This window comes from Bacteroides sp. An19, from assembly GCF_002160215.1.
GTDB lineage: Bacteria > Bacteroidota > Bacteroidia > Bacteroidales > Bacteroidaceae > Phocaeicola > Phocaeicola intestinalis.
On record NZ_NFKD01000002.1, the window covers coordinates 19,390 to 41,509 of the forward strand.

The 22,120-nt window shown below is 46.4% G+C and carries 14 protein-coding genes and 1 pseudogene; 5 read left to right on the plus strand and 10 right to left on the minus strand.

From position 1 onward, the window contains the following. Nucleotides 1-259: 259 nt before the first annotated feature. Nucleotides 260-451: pseudogene (locus B5F25_RS01185) on the minus strand (endo-polygalacturonase); the annotation flags it as partial. A gap of 168 nt (nucleotides 452-619) precedes the next feature. Between B5F25_RS01185 and B5F25_RS22195 the strand changes: the two are divergent. Then, entirely contained in the window at nucleotides 620-844 is a 225-nt protein-coding gene (locus B5F25_RS22195; RefSeq protein WP_204470762.1) for a hypothetical protein, read from the plus strand. Nucleotides 845-879: 35 nt separating this feature from the next. Continuing rightward, nucleotides 880-1,008 carry a hypothetical protein gene (locus B5F25_RS22620; protein ID WP_262483264.1) on the plus strand — a complete coding sequence of 43 codons (129 nt, stop codon included), beginning with the start codon at nucleotides 880-882 and terminating at the stop codon, nucleotides 1,006-1,008. Between the two features lie 245 nt (nucleotides 1,009-1,253). On the opposite strand, the gene B5F25_RS01195 is transcribed toward B5F25_RS22620, so the two are convergent. Further along, the gene (locus tag B5F25_RS01195) at nucleotides 1,254-1,745 is read right to left on the minus strand and encodes a hypothetical protein (protein ID WP_087247121.1); all 492 of its coding nucleotides are present in this window, start codon (nucleotides 1,743-1,745) and stop codon (nucleotides 1,254-1,256) included. Nucleotides 1,746-1,772: 27 nt separating this feature from the next. Beyond that, nucleotides 1,773-3,344: an ATP-binding protein gene (locus tag B5F25_RS01200; RefSeq protein WP_087247227.1), complete on the minus strand. Its 1,572-nt coding sequence runs from the start codon at nucleotides 3,342-3,344 to the stop codon at nucleotides 1,773-1,775. 369 nt (nucleotides 3,345-3,713) lie between these two features. Between B5F25_RS01200 and B5F25_RS01205 the strand changes: the two genes are divergently transcribed. Then, nucleotides 3,714-4,676, plus strand: a complete 963-nt coding sequence (locus B5F25_RS01205) for a YitT family protein (protein ID WP_013617439.1) — start codon at nucleotides 3,714-3,716, stop codon at nucleotides 4,674-4,676. A gap of 45 nt (nucleotides 4,677-4,721) precedes the next feature. Here B5F25_RS01205 and B5F25_RS01210 read toward each other — a convergent pair whose 3' ends face one another. Together B5F25_RS01210 and B5F25_RS01215 are read right to left on the minus strand one after the other, a co-directional pair. Continuing rightward, nucleotides 4,722-5,189, minus strand: coding sequence for a GNAT family N-acetyltransferase (locus B5F25_RS01210; RefSeq protein ID WP_204430162.1), 468 nt, complete (start codon nucleotides 5,187-5,189; stop codon nucleotides 4,722-4,724). Between the two features lie 410 nt (nucleotides 5,190-5,599). Continuing rightward, nucleotides 5,600-6,037, minus strand: coding sequence for an Hsp20/alpha crystallin family protein (locus tag B5F25_RS01215; RefSeq protein WP_022040996.1), 438 nt, complete (start codon nucleotides 6,035-6,037; stop codon nucleotides 5,600-5,602). Between the two features lie 358 nt (nucleotides 6,038-6,395). Here B5F25_RS01215 and amrB point away from each other — a divergent pair, with 358 nt between their 5' ends. Beyond that, complete coding sequence (gene amrB, locus B5F25_RS01225) at nucleotides 6,396-7,847, plus strand: AmmeMemoRadiSam system protein B (protein ID WP_241148328.1); 1,452 nt, start codon at nucleotides 6,396-6,398, stop codon at nucleotides 7,845-7,847. A 22-nt stretch (nucleotides 7,848-7,869) separates the two neighbouring features. Next, nucleotides 7,870-8,874: an AmmeMemoRadiSam system radical SAM enzyme gene (amrS, locus tag B5F25_RS01230; protein ID WP_087247229.1), complete on the plus strand. Its 1,005-nt coding sequence runs from the start codon at nucleotides 7,870-7,872 to the stop codon at nucleotides 8,872-8,874. Nucleotides 8,875-8,919: 45 nt separating this feature from the next. Here amrS and B5F25_RS01235 read toward each other — a convergent pair whose 3' ends face one another. The 5 genes from B5F25_RS01235 to B5F25_RS01255 form a co-directional block, all read right to left on the minus strand. Further along, nucleotides 8,920-12,996, minus strand: a complete 4,077-nt coding sequence (locus B5F25_RS01235) for a hybrid sensor histidine kinase/response regulator transcription factor (protein WP_087247127.1) — start codon at nucleotides 12,994-12,996, stop codon at nucleotides 8,920-8,922. A 104-nt stretch (nucleotides 12,997-13,100) separates the two neighbouring features. Next, nucleotides 13,101-15,521, minus strand: a complete 2,421-nt coding sequence (locus B5F25_RS01240) for a glycoside hydrolase family 2 TIM barrel-domain containing protein (RefSeq protein ID WP_087247129.1) — start codon at nucleotides 15,519-15,521, stop codon at nucleotides 13,101-13,103. A 47-nt stretch (nucleotides 15,522-15,568) separates the two neighbouring features. After that, nucleotides 15,569-17,188, minus strand: coding sequence for a glycoside hydrolase (locus B5F25_RS01245; RefSeq protein ID WP_087247131.1), 1,620 nt, complete (start codon nucleotides 17,186-17,188; stop codon nucleotides 15,569-15,571). Nucleotides 17,189-17,380: 192 nt separating this feature from the next. Beyond that, complete coding sequence (locus tag B5F25_RS01250; RefSeq protein WP_087247133.1) at nucleotides 17,381-19,039, minus strand: RagB/SusD family nutrient uptake outer membrane protein; 1,659 nt, start codon at nucleotides 19,037-19,039, stop codon at nucleotides 17,381-17,383. A 12-nt stretch (nucleotides 19,040-19,051) separates the two neighbouring features. After that, nucleotides 19,052-22,102, minus strand: a complete 3,051-nt coding sequence (locus B5F25_RS01255) for a TonB-dependent receptor (RefSeq protein WP_087209194.1) — start codon at nucleotides 22,100-22,102, stop codon at nucleotides 19,052-19,054. Nucleotides 22,103-22,120 lie beyond the last annotated feature (18 nt).

The window sequence follows — 22,120 nt, forward strand, 5'->3', positions numbered from 1 at the left end:
AAATGAAGTGGCACGATGAAGAAACGCAGCTTCACGCAGATTTTCGCAGATTATAAATAATGAATGTCCGCATTTTGCCCAATAAGGAGTTAAAAGGAGTTAGAAGCCAATACTTTTGCTCATGGGAGCCATAGCAGGATTAACTCCTGCCGAAGGCATAACTCCTTCTAATTCCCTTTTATACTATGGGCATTTGGCGGATATTCAAAAAATTTAAAAGCCTCTGTGTCCTCTGTGGTGAATCCCGATCCGCATCACCTTATTTGCTGAATGTCACATTTTCTACATGTTCGCCGATGAAAATCCGTGCCATATCGCCTGTTTTGTACCATGCAGGTTTGCCGGGCATGTCGTCGAAGATAACCGTACCGTTGATGCGGAGGTTCTCGAAGCGGATGTTTCTTACCAAGCGGTCGCGGTCGTAGCCGATGATGTGCGACAGTTCGGCATGATGAAGATGGGCGAATACGTAGCGTTGTCCAACTTGCGCAATGGTACGGATAACCAGAACAATACGGGAAGCTGGCTGGTAAGTGCCACCCAGATGCCGTTTACGACCTATGAATATAGCATCGACTGCTCTTGCCGCGATAAGAACCACGGTGCAACCCATACGCAAATGGCAGATGATGAAGGTCGTGGCAGCATTCGTCCGGGATGGGAAATCCTGTACAACCATTATGCAAAGGTGGCAAATGTGGGCAGTGGCTATACGTATGCCAAGCAGTTCGCCGACAAGCTTCGTCCCGAAGGCGGTGTGGGTGAACCGGAAAACCGTTACGGTACAAACAGCGGTGCGTTCGACCAATTGGGTTGGGCAACCTTGATGCTTTACCGTGAATAGATATTGTTAAGAAGCTGTTTTGAATTTATCGTGCGATGATTTGGGATGAGTTTTTGAGGCATTTTTGCTTCTGTGATGAGGAAGATAGCGGGCTATCTGACGAAGAACAGGAGCGAAAAGGGCCAAAAAATCGCCCAAAGCACACACGAAAACGGATACATTAAGCCAAGAAAAACTTTTTGGAGAAATTCAAAACAGCTTCTAAGTTAACCCAAAGAAAGCGGGGCTTGTCCGGATGATGTGAATCAATCGGATAAGTCCCGTAATGTTATAAGTAACTGCTCATAAATGAGATTCAACACAGAGGACACGGGCATATACTCTCATAAGGAATGTGGCGTATAGTAAGGCAGCAGGAACCGGAAGAAACCCTGCTCCACCTCCTGGTTGGGGGATTCAGACGGTTGTTCTACAAATCTTCCTTCAATCCTTGCTTCCAACCGGGGAAAGGGCAGTGGTCGTGGATCTCACGGAAAAGCTTTAGACAGTAATTCACCAAATTACGGGCTTCTTCCACTACAATGGGGTCACCCATGATTTCAATCAACGAGCGGGAGGTGGATGTATTAATCGTCTTACGAATACCCATCTCGTTGTTGCTTAATGTTACCAGGCTGTAATCGGATTTACAAGTCATTAAGTCTATCACTTGTGGGCAGGGCTTTTCGAGCATCTGTAACAGCTTATTTACGTCTGCATGGTTGGTGATGCGCTTGAAAAAAGTGCCCCAACCCGCAAAAAGCATTACCTCGTTTTTTCCATTAAACAGGAAGTTTACTATTCCGTAAAAGCCTTTTCCTGCTTTAAATATATATTCGGCATAATCTTTACGGACTACAAATGTCATCGCTTCGCCCGCTATAAATGTGCCGCCGGCAGTTGTCTGTAAGAAAGTACGCATAAGTTATCAAATCTGTTTACAATGTTATTAAAATGCGAAAACCCACCGTGAGTGCTCTTCAGTCACCCACTTCTCCACCGTCCTTGTTTCCGATGAGAAGTTTGCGCCTATCAGGTAAAGCTTGCGTTTGTCCGTCTGGAAAGGGAGGGCATAATGGTTGTCCTTGATTTGCCGGAGGGCTTCTTCGGCGGTCTTGTCAAGCTTCAGTTCTATGATGTAAATATAGTCTTTTGTCTGAATGGTAATATCTATGCGGCCTTGGCTGGTCGCCTGCTCTATCTGCACATTGTAGCCCAGCATGGTGAAAATCAGGTAGAGAGTGTTTTGGAAATCCTTTTCCTTGTCAGCTCCTGCCACCATGTGGCTTCTGCCTGCCAGCATGGTCTGGATGGTTTGCAGCAGGTCATCGGGGTTGCCCCGTTTGACAGCTGAAGTCATCTTGTTGAGAATGCCCCTGACGCTCGATTGCTGCTGTGACGTGTAGTAAGGTATCAGAAAACGGAAGAAACCCCGCTCAACTTCCTGATTGGGGAAGTCCAGACGGTAACCTAATTCGGGGTCATAACCGGCAATGGTGAGGTAGCCGCTCTGGAAGAGTACGGGAACGGGGTCATCATATCCCTCGTCTACGGAAGAAAGCACATCTCCGTCCACATAAATGCCTTTCAAATCATGCAACTCATAGTCGTTCTGTTGCAGCAGCTTGACCAAAAAAGTGGGTGTGCCTGTCTTAAACCAATAGTCATTGAACTCTTTTTTTGCAAATGTATTGAGCAGGCTGAATGGATTGTAAATGCCTACACTGTTCTGCCGGAAATGATAACCGTCGTATTGCTTGCGCAACCTCTCGCATGCCTCTTCGAAGGTCATGCCGTTGGCATCGGCAAGTTCGCGGATGGAGTCGTCAAAGTAAATGTGCAGTTCTTCTTCAGATATGCCACAGATGTCCACATAGCGGGGATCCATGGTGATGTCATCCAGATTGTTTAGGTCGCTGAAGATGCTGACGTGGCTGAACTTGCTCACGCCCGTGATGAAACCGAAACGGATGTAGGCATCCAGTGACTTGAGCACAGAGAAGAAAGCTTTCAAGGCTTTCCGGTACGCATCGTGCAACGGTTTGTTGTCGATGGTGCTGAGAAGCGGTTTGTCGTATTCGTCCACCAACACCACCACTTGTTCACCCGACTGTTTGTAGGCAGTATGTATTACGTTATAGAAACGTTCTTCGGGAGCCAGGTTGCTATCAGTAGTCATGCCATAACCCTGTTCCCACATCACAAGGTGCTTATTCAATTCCGCTTTGAGGGATTCTTCATCCTCATAATTACGAGCATTCAAGTCCAGATGAAGTACAGGATACGTCTTCCACTCCGTTTCCAGTTTCTCTATGGCAAGTCCTTTGAACAAGTCTTTTTGTCCCAAGAAGTAAGCTTCCATAGTAGAGACCAGCAAGGATTTGCCGAACCGGCGGGGACGGCTGAGAAAGTAGTATTTCCCCATCAACGCCATTCGGTAAATAAATGCCGTCTTGTCTACGTAAACGAATCCGCGCTTGCGGATGTCGGCAAAACTCTGTATTCCTATGGGGTACTTCATCATGGCTCTGTAAGTTTTTGAGTTTTTAAGTTCTTGGGACGTTTGATTTTGTTTGCAAAGTTAACGATTAATCTTCAACAGACAAAGAAAAAGTCGGTTTATAGTAGAACAAAATCTCACCACAGAGGTCACAGGGTACCACAGAGAAAAAATTTAAAAGTCTCTGTGTCCTGTGGTGAGAAAATGCACAATTTCTGTGGTGGAAAATGCACAATTTCATACCGCGTAAAATATAAAAGAATGCAGACGGGGACAGACGGACACAGATTTTACTATAAAATCACTTCTGATTGACTTTAGAAGATGAAATGAGCACTTGCTTATCTGAACCTTTCTTTGTATATTTGCTGCATAAAAATGAGTTCGTATATGAAGAAAGAAATAAACGGTTGGCTGAATATTTTGCTGGGATGTATCATCTTGGCGGCAGGTTTTGTGTTTTTTATCAATCCATATAACATTGTGCCGGGAGGTGTGTATGGGGCGAGTATCGTGTTGCATAACCTGTTTCCTTCCGTTCAGGTAGGTACGTTCGGGTATATGTTCGATATTCCGTTGCTTATCCTTTCGGTCATCTTTTTAGGCACGAAGCTGGGGGCGCGTACCATTGCGGCTGCATTGACCACTCCTTTGTTGATGAACATCATGTCGCGTCTGGTATATCCTACGGAAGAAGCTTTGCATGCGCTTGACCCGTCTCAGCTTTTGGGGGGCATTATGGACTTGTCGGACCATCTGATGCTGACCTGCGTGATGGGTGCCGTACTGATAGGTATCGGGAGCGGCATTGTGGTGAAGAATCAGGCTACTACGGGTGGGAGCGATATTGTGGCAATGATGCTTCAGAAGTATATGCACATCCGTTTCTCGCGGGCGATATTGCTGGTGGACGGGATCGTTGTCTGCTTTGGTTTGTTGGTGATTGGGTTCGGATTGGGAAGCGGAGAAGTATCCGAGGAACCTTCCGTTTATTTGTCTTTGTATTCGTTGATAGCTATCTTCATCGTATCGCGGGTGATAGCTTATATGATAAACGGCTCGAAGAATGACAAGCTGATATTTGTTATCAGCGAGAAGGAGTTGCCAGATTTGCATAAGTATATCTTGAATGATTTGGACCGTACCGCTACATGTATCAAGAGCAGCGGCTTGTACACGAAGAAAGAGAAGGAAATGATTTTCTTGGTAGTGAGCTACAAGGAAGTGGCGGGCGTGAAAGCCACGATAAAGCTTGCCGACCCGCGTGCCTTCGTGGTAGTGACCGATGCTTACGATACGTTCGGTGAAGGCTGGAAGCAACTTCCTTCACCCAATGAGATTGAGCCGGAGTGATATCGGGGCTTACGCACGATATGATATACTTCTGCTAATGAAATCTCAAGATGAGGGAAAATCCAGATTTTTTTTGAAATAAATCATGTCTGTAAGTACTTTTCCATCTTCTATGATGGGATGGTCATAGTGGAGCGTGAAGAAGTCCGGTACCGTATGTGAATAGGTGAAACCACAGCTTTTGTAAAACGAGACCGTTTGTATGCTGTTTCCGGTTCCTACCATCATTGTTGTAAACTGCTTGCTGTAGAGCCGGCACAGATAGCTTATCATTTCCCGTCCGTAACCATGCCGTTGGAAAGAGGGTGCAATAGCCAGGTTTTTCAGTTCGCATACCTTGTTTCCTTCGTCTGTTACAACGGCAATGCCTATGGTATCTGTTCCGTGGTGCATGACATGCATTGTACCTCTTTCCAGGTAGCGGTCAATCATCGATTCTTGTTCGTCTGCCAGCAGCAGAAGTTCGAGGTATTGTTTCTTGTCGGTTTTTATTTCTGTTATTTCCATATTCATTACACTTGTCTACAAGGATGTCGGTTGTATGTCCGTCTTCGACAAATATAGTCAATCTGAAATAAAAAGCGAATATTTGCATACATTATTTTTCGCAAATCAATATTGTTTCGCTATAAAAGATTGAATTATGCCAATCAGGAGTTAAAAGGGAGTTATAGGTAGTTATCGCCCGCCGGTGCGGGCTGGGAGTAAGATGCCCATACCTTTTTGCGCCGCTTCTGTAGAGACGATGTGCAGAGACGATGTGCACATCGTCTCTACTACGTGGCATATACAAAATGCACAAAATAAATACCGCTAACTCCTGATTCGCATGAATTCCGCAAATGGTCCATGTAGGGGTAAAATAAAAAAAGCCGGAAACATCTAATTGTGTGATGTTTCCGGCTTCCGTCTACTGGTTACTATTAATGAATTTCAATCACTTTGTTGATTTTGGCTTTTTCTTCAGGCGTGCGTTTCGGCAACTCGATGGTCAATACACCGTTGTTGACATTGGCGTTGATTTTATCCTTTTCCACATCGTCCGGAAGAACCAATGCCTGCTGGAATTTCGTGTAAGAAAACTCACGGCGCAAGTACTTCTTGTTTTCCTTGTCCTCTTCCTTGTTTTCGGTTTTCTTTTCCATAGAGATGACCAATTCGTTGTCTTCACTCAAGTGGATGTTGAAATCCTCTTTCGTCATACCCGGAGCCGCAACTTCAACCTTATAATCTTTGTCGCTTTCTATAACATTGATAGCAGGTGCCGTTGCGTTGGCCTTTACCATCCAATCGTTATCGAAAAAGTCATTGAAAATACTCGGTAACCATTCTTGACTGTAATTTCTTCTGCTCGGTGTCATAATCTTAATCTCCTATTTTTAAGTTCTTTGTTTATCAATTGTTCTTCTGAACTCCCTCTGCCTTTCGGCTTCCGAAGTTCACTTATAGATATGCAAACTCTGTGCCTTCGGACGGCACGGCTTTGCCTTTTAAACTTACGAAATCTATTTTAAGCAAAAAGCCTTTTCTTTTAAACATTGAGGGAAGAGGAAGGCAAGAGCCTATGGAACATTTGTCAGACAGGTTTGCCTGTTTGGCAGGAAAGAAGAAAAAAAGTCAGTCGGATATTGATAATGTGACGGCATTTCGCTATATTTAGCGGCATAAAGAGAGAATGTCATGCATACCCGTTGGAAATTGGTTTTAATTGTAATGATTATGATACACAGTGTAGGAAACGCCTGCTCTTCGAGCGAAAAGAAAATCCGTATGCCGGCGGTTGCCGGTGCTTTTTATCCGGCAAAGGCGGATACATTGAGAAAGATGATAGTATCGTTCATGTCCGATGCTTCTTCGGTAGAGCCGGATAAGGAAGTGCAAGCGGTGATTGTTCCGCATGCCGGTTATGTTTATTCGGGTGCGATTGCATCCAAAGCCATAAAGGCAATCCCTGCGGATGCTGCCTATAAGCAGATATTCTTGCTTGGTCCCAGCCATCGGGCTGCATTCGACGGTGCTTCGGTGAACGGTGCTTTCGGTAGTTATGCCACACCGTTGGGTGAAGTGCAAGTAGACAAGGAGGCATGCGATGCATTGCTGCGTGCCGATACAGTCTTTACCTATGTGCCTGAGGCGCACGTTCGTGAACATTGTCTGGAAGTTCAATTGCCCCTCTTGCAAGTGCATTTGCGCGATGTCCCTCCCATCGTACCGATTATCATAGGTACGCAAGACTTGGCAAAGTTAAGAAGAATCGCCCAGGCATTGCAGCCTTATTTTACTTCGGATAATCTGTTCGTTATCAGTAGTGACTTCTCGCATTATCCTTCGTACGAGGATGCCAACCGGGTAGATAAAGCCACGGGAGAAGCGATTGAGAGCGGTTCGCTCCGGAAGTTTCTGGATGCGTTGGAGATGAATGCCCACGAGGGTGTGCCCCAATTGTTGACCAGTGCGTGCGGGCAAAGTCCTATCGCTGTACTCCTTTTATTAATGGAGGGGCGCAAGGATTTGCAAGTCCGCCATTTGGCTTATTGCAATTCGGGCGATGCCGTTTATGGAGATAAAGACAGGGTGGTAGGCTATCATGCTTTTTCGATAGTGAAGAAAGCGGAAGCGGATGCATTCTCTTTGACCGGGGAAGAGCGGGCGCAACTCTTGCAAATCGCCCGTAGGAGCATTGACTATGCACTTGCCCGACGGACGGACTTGCCCTACGATTCTACGAAAATGAGTCTTGTGTTGCAACAACATTGCGGTGCGTTCGTGACCCTTCATAAAGGAGGAAAGTTGCGCGGATGTATCGGAAATCTGGTAGGGTATAAGCCGTTGTATCAGACAGTTTCTTCGATGGCACGTGCCGCCGCATTCGAAGATCCGCGCTTCTATCCCGTAGAAGAAAGCGAGATGAAAGACATTGATATCGAGATTTCGGTGCTTTCCCCTTTGCGGAAGATTCAAACCATCGATGAGTTCCAGTTGGGGCGGCATGGCATCTATATCATAAAAGGAGAGCATCGGGGGACGTTCCTTCCTCAGGTGGCAAGGGAAACGGGATGGACGAAAGAAGAATTCTTGGGGCATTGCGCACGCGATAAGGCAGGTCTGGCCTGGAACGGCTGGAAGGATGCGGAACTCTATGTGTACGAGGCGATTGTATTCGGCGAATAAAAAGGAAAATAAAACGATGCGGATGAAAGAAGCGGCTTATTATATTTCGAATCCCGACGGGACGGTGGTATGTGTGCTCTGCCCGCACCGATGCAAGATAGATGAAGCTAAGTGCGGGAGGTGCCGGAGCCGTATGAATCGGGGAGGGCACCTATATTCGTTGGCATACGCACGTATATGCGCTATGCACGCCGACCCGATGGAAAAGAAACCCTTGTTTCATTTCTTGCCGGGAGCGACTTGTTTCTCTATCGCTTCGGCGGGGTGTAACCTTTCGTGCCTGAATTGCCAGAACTGGTCTGTATCGCAGGTCTCTCCGATGGAAATCCCTTCTCAGACCTTGCTTCCCGAAGATTGTGTACGCCTGGCTAAGAAGTATGGATGCAGGGCGGTGGCATATACCTATACCGAGCCGCTTACGTATCTGGAATATGTGCGCGATTGTGCTTCGGCTTGCCAAGAGGTCGGACTGAAGAACGTGCTGGTAACGGCTGGCTATGTGAATGAAGCGCCTTTACGCGACCTTCTGCCTTTTATCGATGCCGTAAACATCGATTTGAAATCATTTTCAGACGAGGTTTACCGGAAGGTAAGCCGTGTCCGGCTCCAGCCGATATTGGATACTTTATTGGCAATGCGTGATGCCGGCGTGTGGATAGAGATAACACACCTGCTTATCCCCACTGTCAATGATAACGAACAGGATTTCCGTGCGATGTGCCGCTGGCTGGTGACGAACGGCTTTGCGGACTCTCCTTTGCACATCAGCCGCTTTTTCCCTCGTTATCGTTTGCAGCAGCTTGAGCCTACTCCGTTGGAAACGTTGCTTGCTGCAAAGCAGATAGCAGAAGAGGAGGGGCTGCGTTTTGTCTATATCGGTAATACTTCTTTGCCAGATGTGGGGAATACTTATTGTCCGAGATGTGGCAAACGGCTTGTGAGACGTGAAGGGTATTGTGTCTCACAAGCAGGTTTTGTCGGCGTATGCCCGTTTTGCGGAACCAGTATTCCGGGGCAGTGGAGTTGAGGGAGCAGTTCATGAGCGTTATCTTTACGGTCTGCAGCGTGTACGTCATTCGTTTTGTCCGCTTTTTACTTTTTTCAAGTATTCGGAAGGCAGCATTCCATATTCTTCCTTGAAGCACTGGCGGAAGTAAACGGTACTGTTGATGCCTACTTTAAAGGCTATTTCTGAAATGCTGTATTTCCCTTCAAGCAGCAGTTTTTCAGCAAGCTGCATTTTTATTTTCCGGATAAATTCATTGGTAGACATTCCGGTTAATGCTTTTACTTTGCGATATAGTGTAGAGTTGCTCATGCAGAGGTGACTGGATAGAAAACTGATATCGATTGTTTCTGTCGATGAGAGGTTTTCGGTAATTACATGAGTCAGATTGTCGAGAAATTCTTTGTCGAGCTTATTCAATGAATCAGTCAGGATGCTATGTTTCTCTTCGATGTCTTTTTCTGGGGAAATCGGACTTGAAGCTGTAATATAGCGTTCAGATAATCGCCTGCGTTGAGCCAATAGGTTATTGATGCGGCTGTGGAGCAGGCTGGCACTGAACGGTTTGGTCAAGTATGAATCGGCTCCCGACAGATAACCTTCCTCTTTGTCAGCAAGTGTATCTTTAGCTGTAAGCAGGATGATGGGGATGTGGCTGGTACGTATATCCTTTTTCAGCGCTTTACATAATGCGGTTCCGTCCATGACGGGCATCATGATGTCGCTTACAATAATGTCGGGAATATATTCTATAGCTGCTTCTACACCTTCTTTTCCGTTGGTGGCTGTTTTTACCTCGTAAAGGTCGGTAAACGAATCGACCATGTAGTCGAGGATATCTTTGTTGTCTTCTACGATTAGGATGACGGGGCGCATGCTGTCTGCTGTTTCTTGCGATTCTTGGACAGGCAAAGCTTGGGGAGCTGCAGTTTCTTTCTCTTCTGTGGTAAGGTCGCGGTGAAGTGCCGAAGGATAATTGTTGGTTGCCACAATCCGTACGACAAAGGTGGTTCCTTCATTGAGCTTGCTATGGGCTTCGATGCTTCCTTCATGCAAAGCAACGAGATTTTTCACTAATGCCAGTCCGATGCCCGTCCCAGAAGCTTGATGTATGCTTCCCTCTTGGTAATAGCGGTCGAAAATGTGTTGCAACGCTTCGGGGCTTATGCCGTATCCGGTGTCTTGTACACTCAGTTCCAGATAGCGTACGTTTTGTTTGTCCGTCCAGTGCGCACTTATTGTGATTTGTCCTTTTTCGGTATATTTCAGCGCGTTGCTGATAAGGTTGTCAAGGATAATGGTCATGGCTTCTTTGTCGAAATACAATGTCATTTCTTCGGCTTCAGTCTGTATCTGTATGTTTATCCGCGGGTTTTTATTCAATTCTTTGTATTTGAGTCCTATTTCGTATACCAGCGCAACTATGTTTTCGCGGCATACACATAGTTTTTTATTTTGTGTTTCAGTCTTGCGGAATTCCAGTATTTGGTTGACTAACTCCAGTAGTCTGATAGCACTTTGATGGATGACAGCGATGCGGTGTCTGTCCTTACGGGCCAGCGTACGGCTTCCCATCATGTCTTCCAGCGGACCAATAATAAGCGTAAGCGGCGTACGTAATTCATGCGTAATATTGGTAAAAAAGCGCAGCCTTTCATCATTGAGATGCTGTTCCTGCTCATGATTCCATTTTTCCGATTCATACAGGTATTCCAGATTAAGGCGCCGCTTGTAAGTTTTCAAAAGGATAAAGGACAGGATAAGTCCGATTACGACATATACCAGTTTGGCTATCCACGACAACCAGAAAGGAGGTTCGATGTCGATGGATAAAGTCGTTATCATATCCGACCATTTTTGGTTACGGATACGGGTTTTGACCATCAGTTCATACTTGCCGTAAGGAACATCCCTGAATGTAATGTTGTTCATGTCGGATATATACCATGAATCGCTGAGCCCTTTCAGCATATAGGCATATTCGACTTGTCCTTCCAGCGCATAGTCAGGCACACTGAAAGCAATTTTAAAGCTATTTTGTTTATGTTCCAGTTTGATGTGGTCACGATTGGTAAGAGGATAGGTTTGCCCTTTGCTTTCGGTTAAAGGGAACGGGGTCAGAATCGTTATTTTCATGAAAAGGGCTTTGGGGGCTTCTTTGGGAGATAACACTTGTTCGGGAGCGAAATAACAAAGTCCGTTGGTAGAGCCAAAATACAGGTTTCCTTTGTTGTCTTTGCATACACTTCCGGTAGTGAAACTGGCAAGGGGAATATTGTCTTTGTGATTGTAGTTATAGAATTGTTTTTCTTCCTGTTTGAAACAGGAGATGCCTTTATTGGTGCTGAACCAGATGTTGCCGGCATGGTCTTCGGTTATGGCTCGGATGTGGGTGTTGTCAAGTCCTTCGGTGCGTTGGTATTCTTGATAATCCAGGCTTTTCGGGGGAAAACATACCAGGCCGTCACCTGTGGCAATCCATACGTTATGTCGGGTGTCTTCATATATGTCGTTGACGGTATTGGATGGAAAGCCTGCGTATGTATCGAAAGTGTGTATCAGTTTTAAGTCTTGTGAATAAAGGAAGAGACCTCCTCCAAAAGTTCCTACCCAAATACGTCCTTGGGTATCTTTGATGACATCTCTTACTAAATTTTCGGGGATGTCTATGTGCTTGACAATCTTTTTGGAAGTCCGGTCTATCTGATATATTCCGTTACTGCTGCTTATCCACATCAGTCCGTTTCTGTCTTCGAAAAAGGAACGTACATCTGTTGTGCTCAGTTCTTGTGGAAACAGTTGGCGGAATGACTGTTTCTGGTTATCGAAATACATGATGCCTTTGCGGAAAAGTCCGAACCACAGATTGCCTTCCGAATCACAAAGAGCTGTCTGTATGGAATTTCCACTAAGATTTCCATTATGAACCGTATAAGTGGCGGTACGTCGTCCATTCTCCAGTACGTTGATTCCTCCTCCGTCGGTTCCTATCCATAACCGATTATGTTGGTCTATACATACGGCACTGGCTATGCGGGCATTCAGGTTGCTTCCAGGCATGTCTTGCGAATAGCAATAAGTATTGAATAATGTAGCGTCATTGTTGAGAAAGTTGACACCCCCGCCCCAAAGTCCTACCCAAATGTTGTTATTAGAATCCTGAAAGATACTGCGTACGCTTGAATTGCTGAGACTGTATTCATCGTCTCCTTCACGGATGTGGCGGTAGTTGAGGTCTTCTGCCGATGAAAAGAAGCGTTGTGATAAGTCAATGATGGCTATACCTCCAAATTCGGTAGCTATCCATAGTTGTTTGTCGTTCAGTTGGCAGATATCAAAGATATTGTATGAAAGCAGGCTGCCTGACGTACCGAAATTCAAAAAGTTTTTTTCTCCGGGATTAAACAATGCCAGTCCTTTATCTGTGCCTACCCAGATATCTCCGCTTTGGTCTTGATAAATACATTTCACTTCGTTGCCGGGCAGGGAGGTAGGATCGTTTTCATCATGTCTGAAGTTTTCCACCTGTTTGGTCTTAAGCGAGAGGATACTCATACCTTCATATCTGTGTCCGATATATAAATTGCCTTTGCCGTCTTCTGTAGCAGTCCAAATATGGTTACCGGGCAATTGGGGTACAGTTGTCCGATTGTAATGAGTAAATGTGCCTGTTTTTTTGTCCAAATAATCAATGCCTTTCCAGTAAGTGGTTATCCATAAGTTTCCGTCTTTTGCCGGATAGATGCCTGTCACGTCATCGGTGGCAAGGCTGTTCGGGTTGTTGTCATCGTGTCGGTAGATGGTGAACGTATTGTTCCTGTAATCGAATGCGTTTAAGCCTGCTCGTTGGGTACCTATCCACAGAATGTTTTCTTCTGGATCGTCCAACAGACAATTCAGCTCATTTCCTGTTATCCCTTGTTCGTTGTTTTCTGTCTTGTAATATGTAGTGAAAGTGGTTCCTTCCAGTTTATTCAACCCTTCTTCGGTAGCAAACCAAAGATAACCATTCTTGTCTTCCGCAATATCGATGACAAAATTGTTGGACAATCCTTTTTCCAGTCCCAGACGTTTGATGGTATAGGTTTGCGACCAGCAATTGAAAGCGTTCAGCAAACAGATGATAAATAGGAAATGTTTCATGTGGTTGTATGTTTTTTCAGTTGGCAAGGTTGCAGTTGACAAGGTCTTTGAATAGATAAAGCGGATGTTTCTTTACTCTTCAAAAACCCTGTCAACTGAAAAAGTTATTCGGCTTTCAAGGTTACTTCTGTACCTTTCAATAATGGAGATGTAAACTTGACACGGATTTCACCTTTTTCGCCTGTTGTCTGGATGTAGGCAAGCAGACGTCCGTGGTACACCCGTTGGCGGTTATCGGTATAGTCGCCCATGTCGCTGTTGTCCGAGTTTTCCAATCCCAACAGCTTTGCGGGACCTTCGATGTGGCAGGTGATGTTATTATCTCCCAGTTTCACAACCGTACCTTTCTCGTCTACCACTTCCACGGTGATGTGTGCGATGGTTTTGTCGGGCGAAAGGGTATCACAATCTGCGCTTGCCCAGATGGCATAAGGACATCCGGACGAAGTGATGGAGTAGTTGGAAAGGACATTCCCGTTCGTGTCACAGCCTTCCACTTTCAGTTCGCCTGCCTGATACGGAATGTCCCAATAGATAATGCCGCTCTTGTCATCATAGGGTTTCATCTTGCCTATTTCTTTCCCGTCCAGTAACAGGCGGGCTTGCGGGGCGTTGGTGTAGCATACCACACGAATCAGTTGTCCCGGCTCATAATTCCAGATATCCCATGCATCTTGTGAAAGCCAGTCTTGTCCTTCCTTTATCGGATAGGTGCCGATATAGGTCACCGGGTGTTCGCACCACAAGGAAGCGCGGAAGTGTCCGCGCGGTTTCGGGAAACTGCCGAAATCCAGCAATCCGGTATATAAGCCGCGTGAAGGCCAGCGTCCGGCTTCACCCAAGTAATCGGTTCCTGTCCAGATAAATTGTCCGAAGATAAAATCTTTGTCGCGCACGGCAAGCCAAGCGTCAAAGCCTACGCCTGTTTCGCTGCCGTAGATGATACGGTCGGGATAGGTGGCATGGTCTTCGTCGTAACGGTTTTCTGTATAGTTGTATCCTACTACGTCTACAGCCTCCGGATATTCCGTTTGATTGGACATGACTACTCCTGCCAAAGCTCCGGTGACAGGACGTGATGTATCTATCTTACGTACGCAGGCAGCCAGGCGTTTGGCTATCTTACCGATACGCATGGCATCGGGGGCATCGGGCTTGTAGCCACCGAACATCGGTTGGTTAATGGTAGTCCCGTCAAGAATCGGGTGTGAATAGGGGTCGTTCGGGTAGTCCACTTCGTTGCCGATACTCCATAAGAAGATGCAAGGATGGTTGCGGTCACGGCGCACCATATCGGTTACGTCACGTTCTATCCATTCCTCAAAGAAATCAAATGAACCGTCAAAGCTGGGTTCGCCTACATTCCAGCCTTGCACCCATTTGCGTTTCGGAAATTCCCATTCATCCGAAGCTTCATCCATGACAAGGAATCCCATTTCGTCGCACAAGTCGTAGAGTACAGGTGCTTGTGGGTTGTGGCTCATGCGGATGGCGTTAACGCCGATGGCTTTCAGGTTTTGCAGGCGGCGTTTCCATACTTCTTCCGGCACTACGACTCCCAGTACGCCGGCATCATGATGCAGGCAGACACCTTTTACTTTCATCCATTCGCCGTTCAGGGCAAATCCTTTGTTGGGGTCGAATTGCAGGGTCCGCAGTCCGACACGGGTTTCACTTTCGTCTATTTTCGTTCCGTTTTGATAAAGTCCGGTCTTTAGTGTGTAGAGATATGGTGCGTCCAGGTTCCAACGGTGCGGTTTCGATAGTTTCAGGTTGACATTTTGTATGGAGATGCCTTTTTTCCCGTCTTTTATTTTTGCCTGTTGTTGGGCTACCAGTTTCCCTTCTGCATCATAAAGCATTGCTTTTACCTCCAGTTTTCCGCTGACATCGCTGTGCTTCTCCACTTCCATATTTACGGCTATAACCGCACGCTTGTCGGTAAGGGAAGTTGCTTGCCATCCTACACCCCATTGTGCGAAATGGGTTTCGGGAGCGGCAATCATCCATACATCGCGGTAAATGCCCGAGCCTGTGTACCAGCGGGAGTCGGCGTAACGGCTGTGGTCAATGCGGACTGCCAGTACGTTGTCTCCTTCTTTTAAGTAAGGAGTCATATCATACATAAATGAAATGTATCCGTTCGGGCGTTTTCCCAGCAGGTGTCCGTTCAGATAGACTTCGCTCCGGTTGTATGCTCCTTCGAAGTAGATGTAATGCCGCGGAGCATTGTCGGTTACTTGGAAATGCTTCCGGTACCAGCCGATACCTCCCGGCAAATAGCCTGTGCAGCTGGCAAGGGTAGGAGAGGCCTGGCCTTCTATCGACCAGTCGTGCGGCAGGTCAAGCTTGCGCCACTTGCTGTCATCGTAATCGGTTTGCAGGCTGAGTGAATCGTCTTTCAAGTTGAACAACCAACCTTCATTAAATTTGCCAGCTTTGCCAAAAGATACTTGCGCCTTTGCCGGGATGCATATCAGGCATACCAACAGGCATAACAGGGTATAAGTAAGTTTGTTTCTCATCGTTTGGATTTTTGTTATATATAATAATAGGTGTAAAGGTACAAACTTTATTTCAATGTATATACCACAGTGGTTACACTTTCCGCATCCAATATTACTTTTTCATCTGTTGCGTAGTTTTTTTCTTCCAGGTTCTTGTCTTGTGTGGTAGTATAAGTGGTAATGGAAGCTACATCGCCGTTCCAGCCTTCCCGGGTTTCGTTCAGCCGGACACCTTTGTCAGAATAATTGGTATAGACGGCTACTATCTCATCAGCTTTGGGCGATATCCATGCCGAACCGAAGAAGTTCATAGATTCGCTTAGTTCCATGGCAATGCGGCGGTATCCCGGACGGATAAAGCGGCTGTAGTTGCCCAATACCCAAAGGGTAGGCATGGCTTGGTAACTTCCTCCGTTACGCAGCAGTCCGGTATCACCTCCGTCACCGGTCCATCCGTTCGGTATCAGTGAAATAAGCAGGAAACGGTCTTTTTGTCCCCATTGCGAGATATCCATCGAAGTCCAATAACTCCATGAAGTCACTCCGGCTACGGTCAGATCGTTGTGGATGACGCGCGACATATAGAGGGCAATATCCATGGTTGTGGCTGTATCATAACTGCCGAATTCGGTAGAGCTGTAGTTGTCTCCCAGCATACTCCATTCGGTTTGCCATACTTCCAGTCCGTATTGTCCGGCAGTTTGTGCCATGCGTTCGCGGGCATTCCGCATGCCGTCCCATGTGCCGTCTGTCCAGTAACTGTGTCCGCCTATCAGGTTTTTTACGTGGGTTAGGTCCCCGATGTAAGCCGATGAGCTTGGCTCGAAGAAGGCTTCTATCACTTTGCTGCGGTTGGGGTCGTCTTTGGTCGTATAGAGGTAGGTCCATTCGGCTGCTTCTCCGGGCAAGATGTCAGTAGAAAGATCGCGTTCGGTCAGTGCATTATCCAATTCACGGATTAAGTGTGCCGCTTCGTCGTTGGTCCATGGGCTTCCTTCCTGTCCGCCGTCATTCCAACTGAATTGCGGTTCATTGATGGGAGATATGTGGGTGATATTGTATCCTTCGCTGGTGTAGTGGGCAGCTACGTCTGCCATGTAAGCGGCAAAGTCATCGTAACAGTCTTCTTTCAGGTTCGATTGGTTGCCCTCCGATGAAAATCCTTTTCCGTTCTTGGTATACTGCACGGGTGGGGTATTGCTGAACAAGACGAATTGGTCACAACCCAATTCTTTTGCCTGTTCCATAAAATAGCGTTGTCCTTCGCAACGGGTCCAGTCTAAGGTCAGGTCATCGTTCAGATACGATTCGGCACGGCGTGAAACGTTCGAGATACCGCTCTCGTCTCCTTGTTCCATGCTTCCGCCTCCCATGTTGACACGCCACATCGAGAGTCCGATACCCTTGGGCTGTCCGTCGGCGATTTCCGAAGAAAAAAGCAATTCGGCTATCTCATTCCGGTTATTTGTCCAATATTTGCCTACAAAAGCAGGTGTCCAGCAGTCGGAAGCGGCAAATCCCTTTATGGTCTGAAAGGTCTGTCCGGCATTGATGGTGACGTTCTTGTCTACACTGACTGTCGGTTCATCGTTAGGGGTTTCTGGTTGAGATTCGTTGATTGCATCGTCACTGCAGGCACTCAGGCTTGTTGCCAGTGAAGCAAAAAGTAATGTTATCAGTTTCATGGTTTGTGAATTAAGGGGAATTTTAATAAAAAAAGGTGTGTTCAATTTTATGTTGACACACCTTTTTGTGCTTTTATAATCAGATCAACCTATTGAATATGTTATCCTATTTGTTCAGAAATACAAGCCGGCAAGCAAGTTATCGGTACATCATGGAACTTTATCCGTTTGCCGGCTTGTTTCTGGCAGTAATTAATTCCAGCCCGGATTCTGTGTGATTGAACCGTTCGACTGTGTGATTTCGTATAATGGAATTGGGAATACAAGGTCACGGTTTACATCGAAACTGATACCCTTGTCACTGGATTCTCCCTGGTTTTCCCATTCGTAGCGGTCACGGGTAGCTTCGTTCAGGTTCCATTGTACGAAGCTTCCGTTCGGGCCTAAGATGCTGGCGATAACCGGTTGGTCGCTATCGTCTTTCCAACGGCGGATGTCGTACAGACGGTTTTGTTCGAAAGCAAGTTCCAAGCGACGTTCCTGGCGGATGGCATCGCGAAGTTGATGTCCTGTAGCTGTAACAGCCGGCAATTTGGCACGGGTACGTACGCGGTTCAATGCTTCTTGTGCATCGCCGTCCTGTCCCAATTCGTTGCAGGCTTCGGCATACATCAACAATACATCGGCAAAGCGCAGAATACGATGGTTCAGCGGACTCTTGTCGGTATTGTATATTTCCGGACGGTCTTCCAGCGGAAGGAAGTACTTGCGGATGATGCGAGCTGACTTATGTTGCGCCGGGTCGATGATGTAACAGTTCGGATCCCAACCATAACGTTCAATATATTCATCATAGTTTGCCATTTCTTTGCTGTTGGCAATGAAGTCATCAAATTGGTTTTCACCTGCAATTTCAGTACAACCAGTCTTGATGATGGTCCATTTCAAACGGACAGTGTCACCTGCATCAATGTAAGCTTGTTCCAAGTTGGCTGTCGGTTGGCACCAGCTCCAACCGTCGCCGGGTCCGTTACGGCATCCGGTAACTGTTGCTAATGAACCACCTAATGCTAAGGTTGCATGATATTCGTATTGTACTTCGAAGAGGCTTTCGATACTGTTGTCATATTCCAAATCCCATACTTGACCGAAGTCGGTAAGCAAGTCGTATTCGCGACTGTTAATGACTGTTTGTAATACATCGTGTGCTTCCTGCCATTTTTCTTGATACAAATAAACTTTTCCTAACAGTCCAAGAGCTGCACCACGGGTGGCGCGTCCCATATCAGCCGCTGCATATTCGCTACGTTCAGGCAATACTTCAGCTGCAGCTTGCAGGTCTTCTTCAATAAAGGCATATACTTCTTCTTCTGAAGCACGGGTGATGCCTTGCACTTCTTCCGGCAGCAAAAAACCGGTCATTAAAGGTACACCACCGAAATTACGAACCAGTTCAAAGTAGTAATAAGCACGGAGGAAGCGGGCTTCTGCTACCAACCGATTTTGTGTTTCGGTATCAGTTAATTCAGTTTGGCTGATACGGTCGATTGCTACATTGCAACGCAAGATACCTTTATAACGGTATTGCCAGAAGTTAGAGATAGGTCCGTTACTAGCTCCATTACCTTGATAATGTGCCAATGAAATATAGTCGCTTTGGCTTTGGGTAGTGTTTCCCATCCAGGCATCATCGCTACACATTTCAGAGAGCAGCCATACGGTGTTGATGTTCCACCAGCCACCACACGTGATGTCTTGGTAACACCCGGTAACATAAGCGTTACATTCATCGATTGTCGTGAAGTAGGTGTCCAGGTTTTGTTGTCCGCGCACTTCTTCGGTCAGGAAGTCTTCGCACGAAGTAAAGGTTAGCGCGGCACCTAATGTTAATATACTAAGTAAATGTTTCATGTCTGTCAGTTATTAAAATTTAAAGTCTATGCCGAACAAGAAAGTACGTGGGTTCGGGTAAGCGGTGTTGTCAATACCCGTATTGATTGCACTACCTGAACTGTCGGTTGTACCATCCAACATCGGACGTTCGGGATCCATACCCGAATAACCGGTAATGGTGAATGGATTCTGTGCCGAAAACGAAATGCGCAACTGAGAACCACCTACCCATTTTTCAGGCAAGGTATAACCAATCTGCAGCAGTTTGCAACGCATGTACGAACCGTCTTCTACATAGAAGCTGGAGACACGCTGGTAGTTTAAGTTCAAATCGCTATACGACAGACGAGGAATGTCGTTGCTGGTTCCTTCGCCGTGCCATGCTTCGTTCAGGGTACCAGCCCATACGTTTTGTCCGTTCGAGCCAGAATATAATCCTTTTGTCGTATTGTAAATGTCATTTCCGAATGTGCCGTAAAAGTTAGCGGCAAAGTCAATGTTCTTGTAGCGCAGCCCAATGTTGATACCCATCATCAGATCAGGATATGGATTACCGATAAATGTTTTGTCGTTGGCATCCAATGTCCCGTTGTGGTCCAAGTCTTTGAAACGGATGTCGCCCGGTTGTGCGTTGGGCTGAATCAACGTTCCGTGTTCATCGGTATGGGCATATACTTCTTCCCAGTTTTGGAACAAGCCGTCGGCTACATATCCATAGAAGCGGGAAATCAAGCCGCCGTCTTCATTGCGAATGATTGAGTCACTATTGAATCCACCTGCAGTTACAGGACCGTCACCCGAGAAGCGGATGGCTTTGTTGCGTACGGCAGACAGGTTGACACCAATGTCATACGAGAAGTCTTTGCCGATTTGGTCGCGCCAGCTCAGTCCTAATTCCCAACCGCGAGCCTGCATACTACCGATGTTCATCCATACGGTACTGTTCCAGTTAGGGTAACCTACGGCAAGGACATTCTGTTTCTGGTACAACATGTCTTTCGATTTCTTTTGGAAGTATTCGAACGTAACGCCTAAACGGGATTTCAACAATGACATATCAATACCTACGTTCCAATCTTCTACGGTTTCCCATTTCAAGTTGTTGTTACCCACTGATGAAATGAAGTAACCATTGGTGATAGTACCTCCGTAAGCATATTGAGTTTGGTCGAGCAGAGTTAAAGTTGCATTGTTATCAATGTTCTGATTACCTACACGTCCCCAACCTCCACGGAGTTTCAAATCGCTGAAGATTTCTTGGTCTTGCATGAACTCTTCGCTCGTGATTCGCCACGATGCGGATACTGCTGGGAAGAGTGCATATTTATTTCCCGACGGGAAGCGTGAAGAACCATCAGAACGAAGGGAAGCGGAGATGTAGTAACGGTTGTCGTAGTTATACATGATACGTCCCAGGAAAGATACCAACGTATTATAGCTGGTTGATCCGAATGCTTCAGCTGTAGTTGGATCGCCGGCGTTTACCTCTTGCATCTGATCCAAGTTGTTGGGTGTATTGTCGCGGGTAGCCTGCGTGTTGTAATAAGCATAACGCTCAGCTGTGAAACCTGCCATGACATTCAGGTTATGTTTCTCAGCAAAGGTCTCGTTATAGGTAATCGTATTGGTCCAGTTCCAGTCGAACCATTCTTGCGATTGGCGAGATACATCGCTTAATGTCTGTTGTTCCAAGGCATCCATATAGAACTGAGGCACGAAGTGGTCGGTGCGGCGGTAGTGTGCGTTAGCACCGAATTGTGTGCGTAAAGTCAGTTGTTCAATGGGGTTGATCTGTAAATAGGTGTTCAAAAGGGCACCCATTTCACGAGAATGGTCGTTGGCACGTGCAATCGAACCGGCAGGGTTCCAAGTCTGGTTGTTGTACGAACGCTGGTAGTTGTTGTACGCATTGTCTTCCCATTGGTCTTCGGGACGGAATACCGGTGTCGTCGGGTCCATTGACATGGCAGAAGAGAACTGGTTCGGTGTATCGTCCCACGATTCCATACGCGGAGCAATATCGAATCCTACCTTTACATATTTATTGAAGGTGTATTCGGTGTTCAAACGGGCATTCAGTTTGTCCCAATAACCTACATCAAACTGGGAGTTGTTGCGGTAGTAACCCAAACTCAAGTTATATACCAGCTTGTCTGTACCTCCTGCGATACTAAGCGAGTAGTTCTGAGTCAAGGCAGTCTTATTTACTACTGTATCCCACCAGTCTGTTCCGCCAGGATTAGTCGTAGCTCCTGTATCGTTCCAGTTCGAAGTTAATCCATCATTTGTATAGCGTGTATTGTATACTTCTTTGTATTCAGAAGGACCTGCTACACTTGGCTTGGATATAGTTTGGAAACCAACCGAAGCCGAGAAGTTGATGCTGGTTTTTCCGGCTTTTCCTTTCTTGGTGGTAATCAAGATTACACCGTTCGATGCACGTGTACCGTAAATGGCGGCTGCCGAAGCATCCTTCAATACTTGCATTGATTCGATGTCGTTGCTGTTCAGGAAGTTGATGTTTCCGCTAATCGGCATACCGTCCACTACGTAAAGCGGGTCGGTACCGTTGACAGTGGTAACACCACGGATCAATACTTTCGGAGTAGTTCCCGGTCCACCACCACTGGATATCTGCACACCGTTTACTTTGCCTTGCAAGGCATCCATGGCATTGCCCGTAACGGTTTGGGTAATGTCTTCCGCCTTTACAGTAGCAATAGAACTGGTCAGGTCACTCTTCTTGACGGCACCGTAACCGATGACCACCACTTCGTCCAGTAATTCGCTTGATTCTTTCATCACAATGTTGATGGTAGTGCGTCCGTTTACGGCAATCTCCTGTGTTTCATAACCGATAGAGGAGAATACCAATATGGCATCTTTCGGTACGTTGGGTACCGTATAGTCTCCGTCTAGTCCGGTAATTGTACCATTAGTGGTACCTTTCACCTGCACCGTAGCTCCAATCAAGCCTAACTTATCGGCATCCGAAGTCACGATACCTTTCACTGTAATCTGTTGTGCAAAGCCGCATACGGATAGCAGCAACAGACAGGTTATCAATATCTGTTTTCTCATATTAGATAATTATTTGGT

Coding starts and splice junctions, on each gene's coding strand:
- B5F25_RS22195 (WP_204470762.1), top strand. CDS start 620: ATGGCAGATGATGAAGGTCGTGGCAGCATTCGTCCGGGATGGGAAATC.
- B5F25_RS22620 (WP_262483264.1), top strand. CDS start 880: ATGATTTGGGATGAGTTTTTGAGGCATTTTTGCTTCTGTGATGAGGAA.
- B5F25_RS01195 (WP_087247121.1), bottom strand. CDS start 1,745: ATGCGTACTTTCTTACAGACAACTGCCGGCGGCACATTTATAGCGGGC.
- B5F25_RS01200 (WP_087247227.1), bottom strand. CDS start 3,344: ATGAAGTACCCCATAGGAATACAGAGTTTTGCCGACATCCGCAAGCGC.
- B5F25_RS01205 (WP_013617439.1), top strand. CDS start 3,714: ATGAAGAAAGAAATAAACGGTTGGCTGAATATTTTGCTGGGATGTATC.
- B5F25_RS01210 (WP_204430162.1), bottom strand. CDS start 5,189: ATGAATATGGAAATAACAGAAATAAAAACCGACAAGAAACAATACCTC.
- B5F25_RS01215 (WP_022040996.1), bottom strand. CDS start 6,037: ATGACACCGAGCAGAAGAAATTACAGTCAAGAATGGTTACCGAGTATT.
- amrB (WP_241148328.1), top strand. CDS start 6,396: ATGATACACAGTGTAGGAAACGCCTGCTCTTCGAGCGAAAAGAAAATC.
- amrS (WP_087247229.1), top strand. CDS start 7,870: ATGAAAGAAGCGGCTTATTATATTTCGAATCCCGACGGGACGGTGGTA.
- B5F25_RS01235 (WP_087247127.1), bottom strand. CDS start 12,996: ATGAAACATTTCCTATTTATCATCTGTTTGCTGAACGCTTTCAATTGC.
- B5F25_RS01240 (WP_087247129.1), bottom strand. CDS start 15,521: ATGAGAAACAAACTTACTTATACCCTGTTATGCCTGTTGGTATGCCTG.
- B5F25_RS01245 (WP_087247131.1), bottom strand. CDS start 17,188: ATGAAACTGATAACATTACTTTTTGCTTCACTGGCAACAAGCCTGAGT.
- B5F25_RS01250 (WP_087247133.1), bottom strand. CDS start 19,039: ATGAAACATTTACTTAGTATATTAACATTAGGTGCCGCGCTAACCTTT.
- B5F25_RS01255 (WP_087209194.1), bottom strand. CDS start 22,102: ATGAGAAAACAGATATTGATAACCTGTCTGTTGCTGCTATCCGTATGC.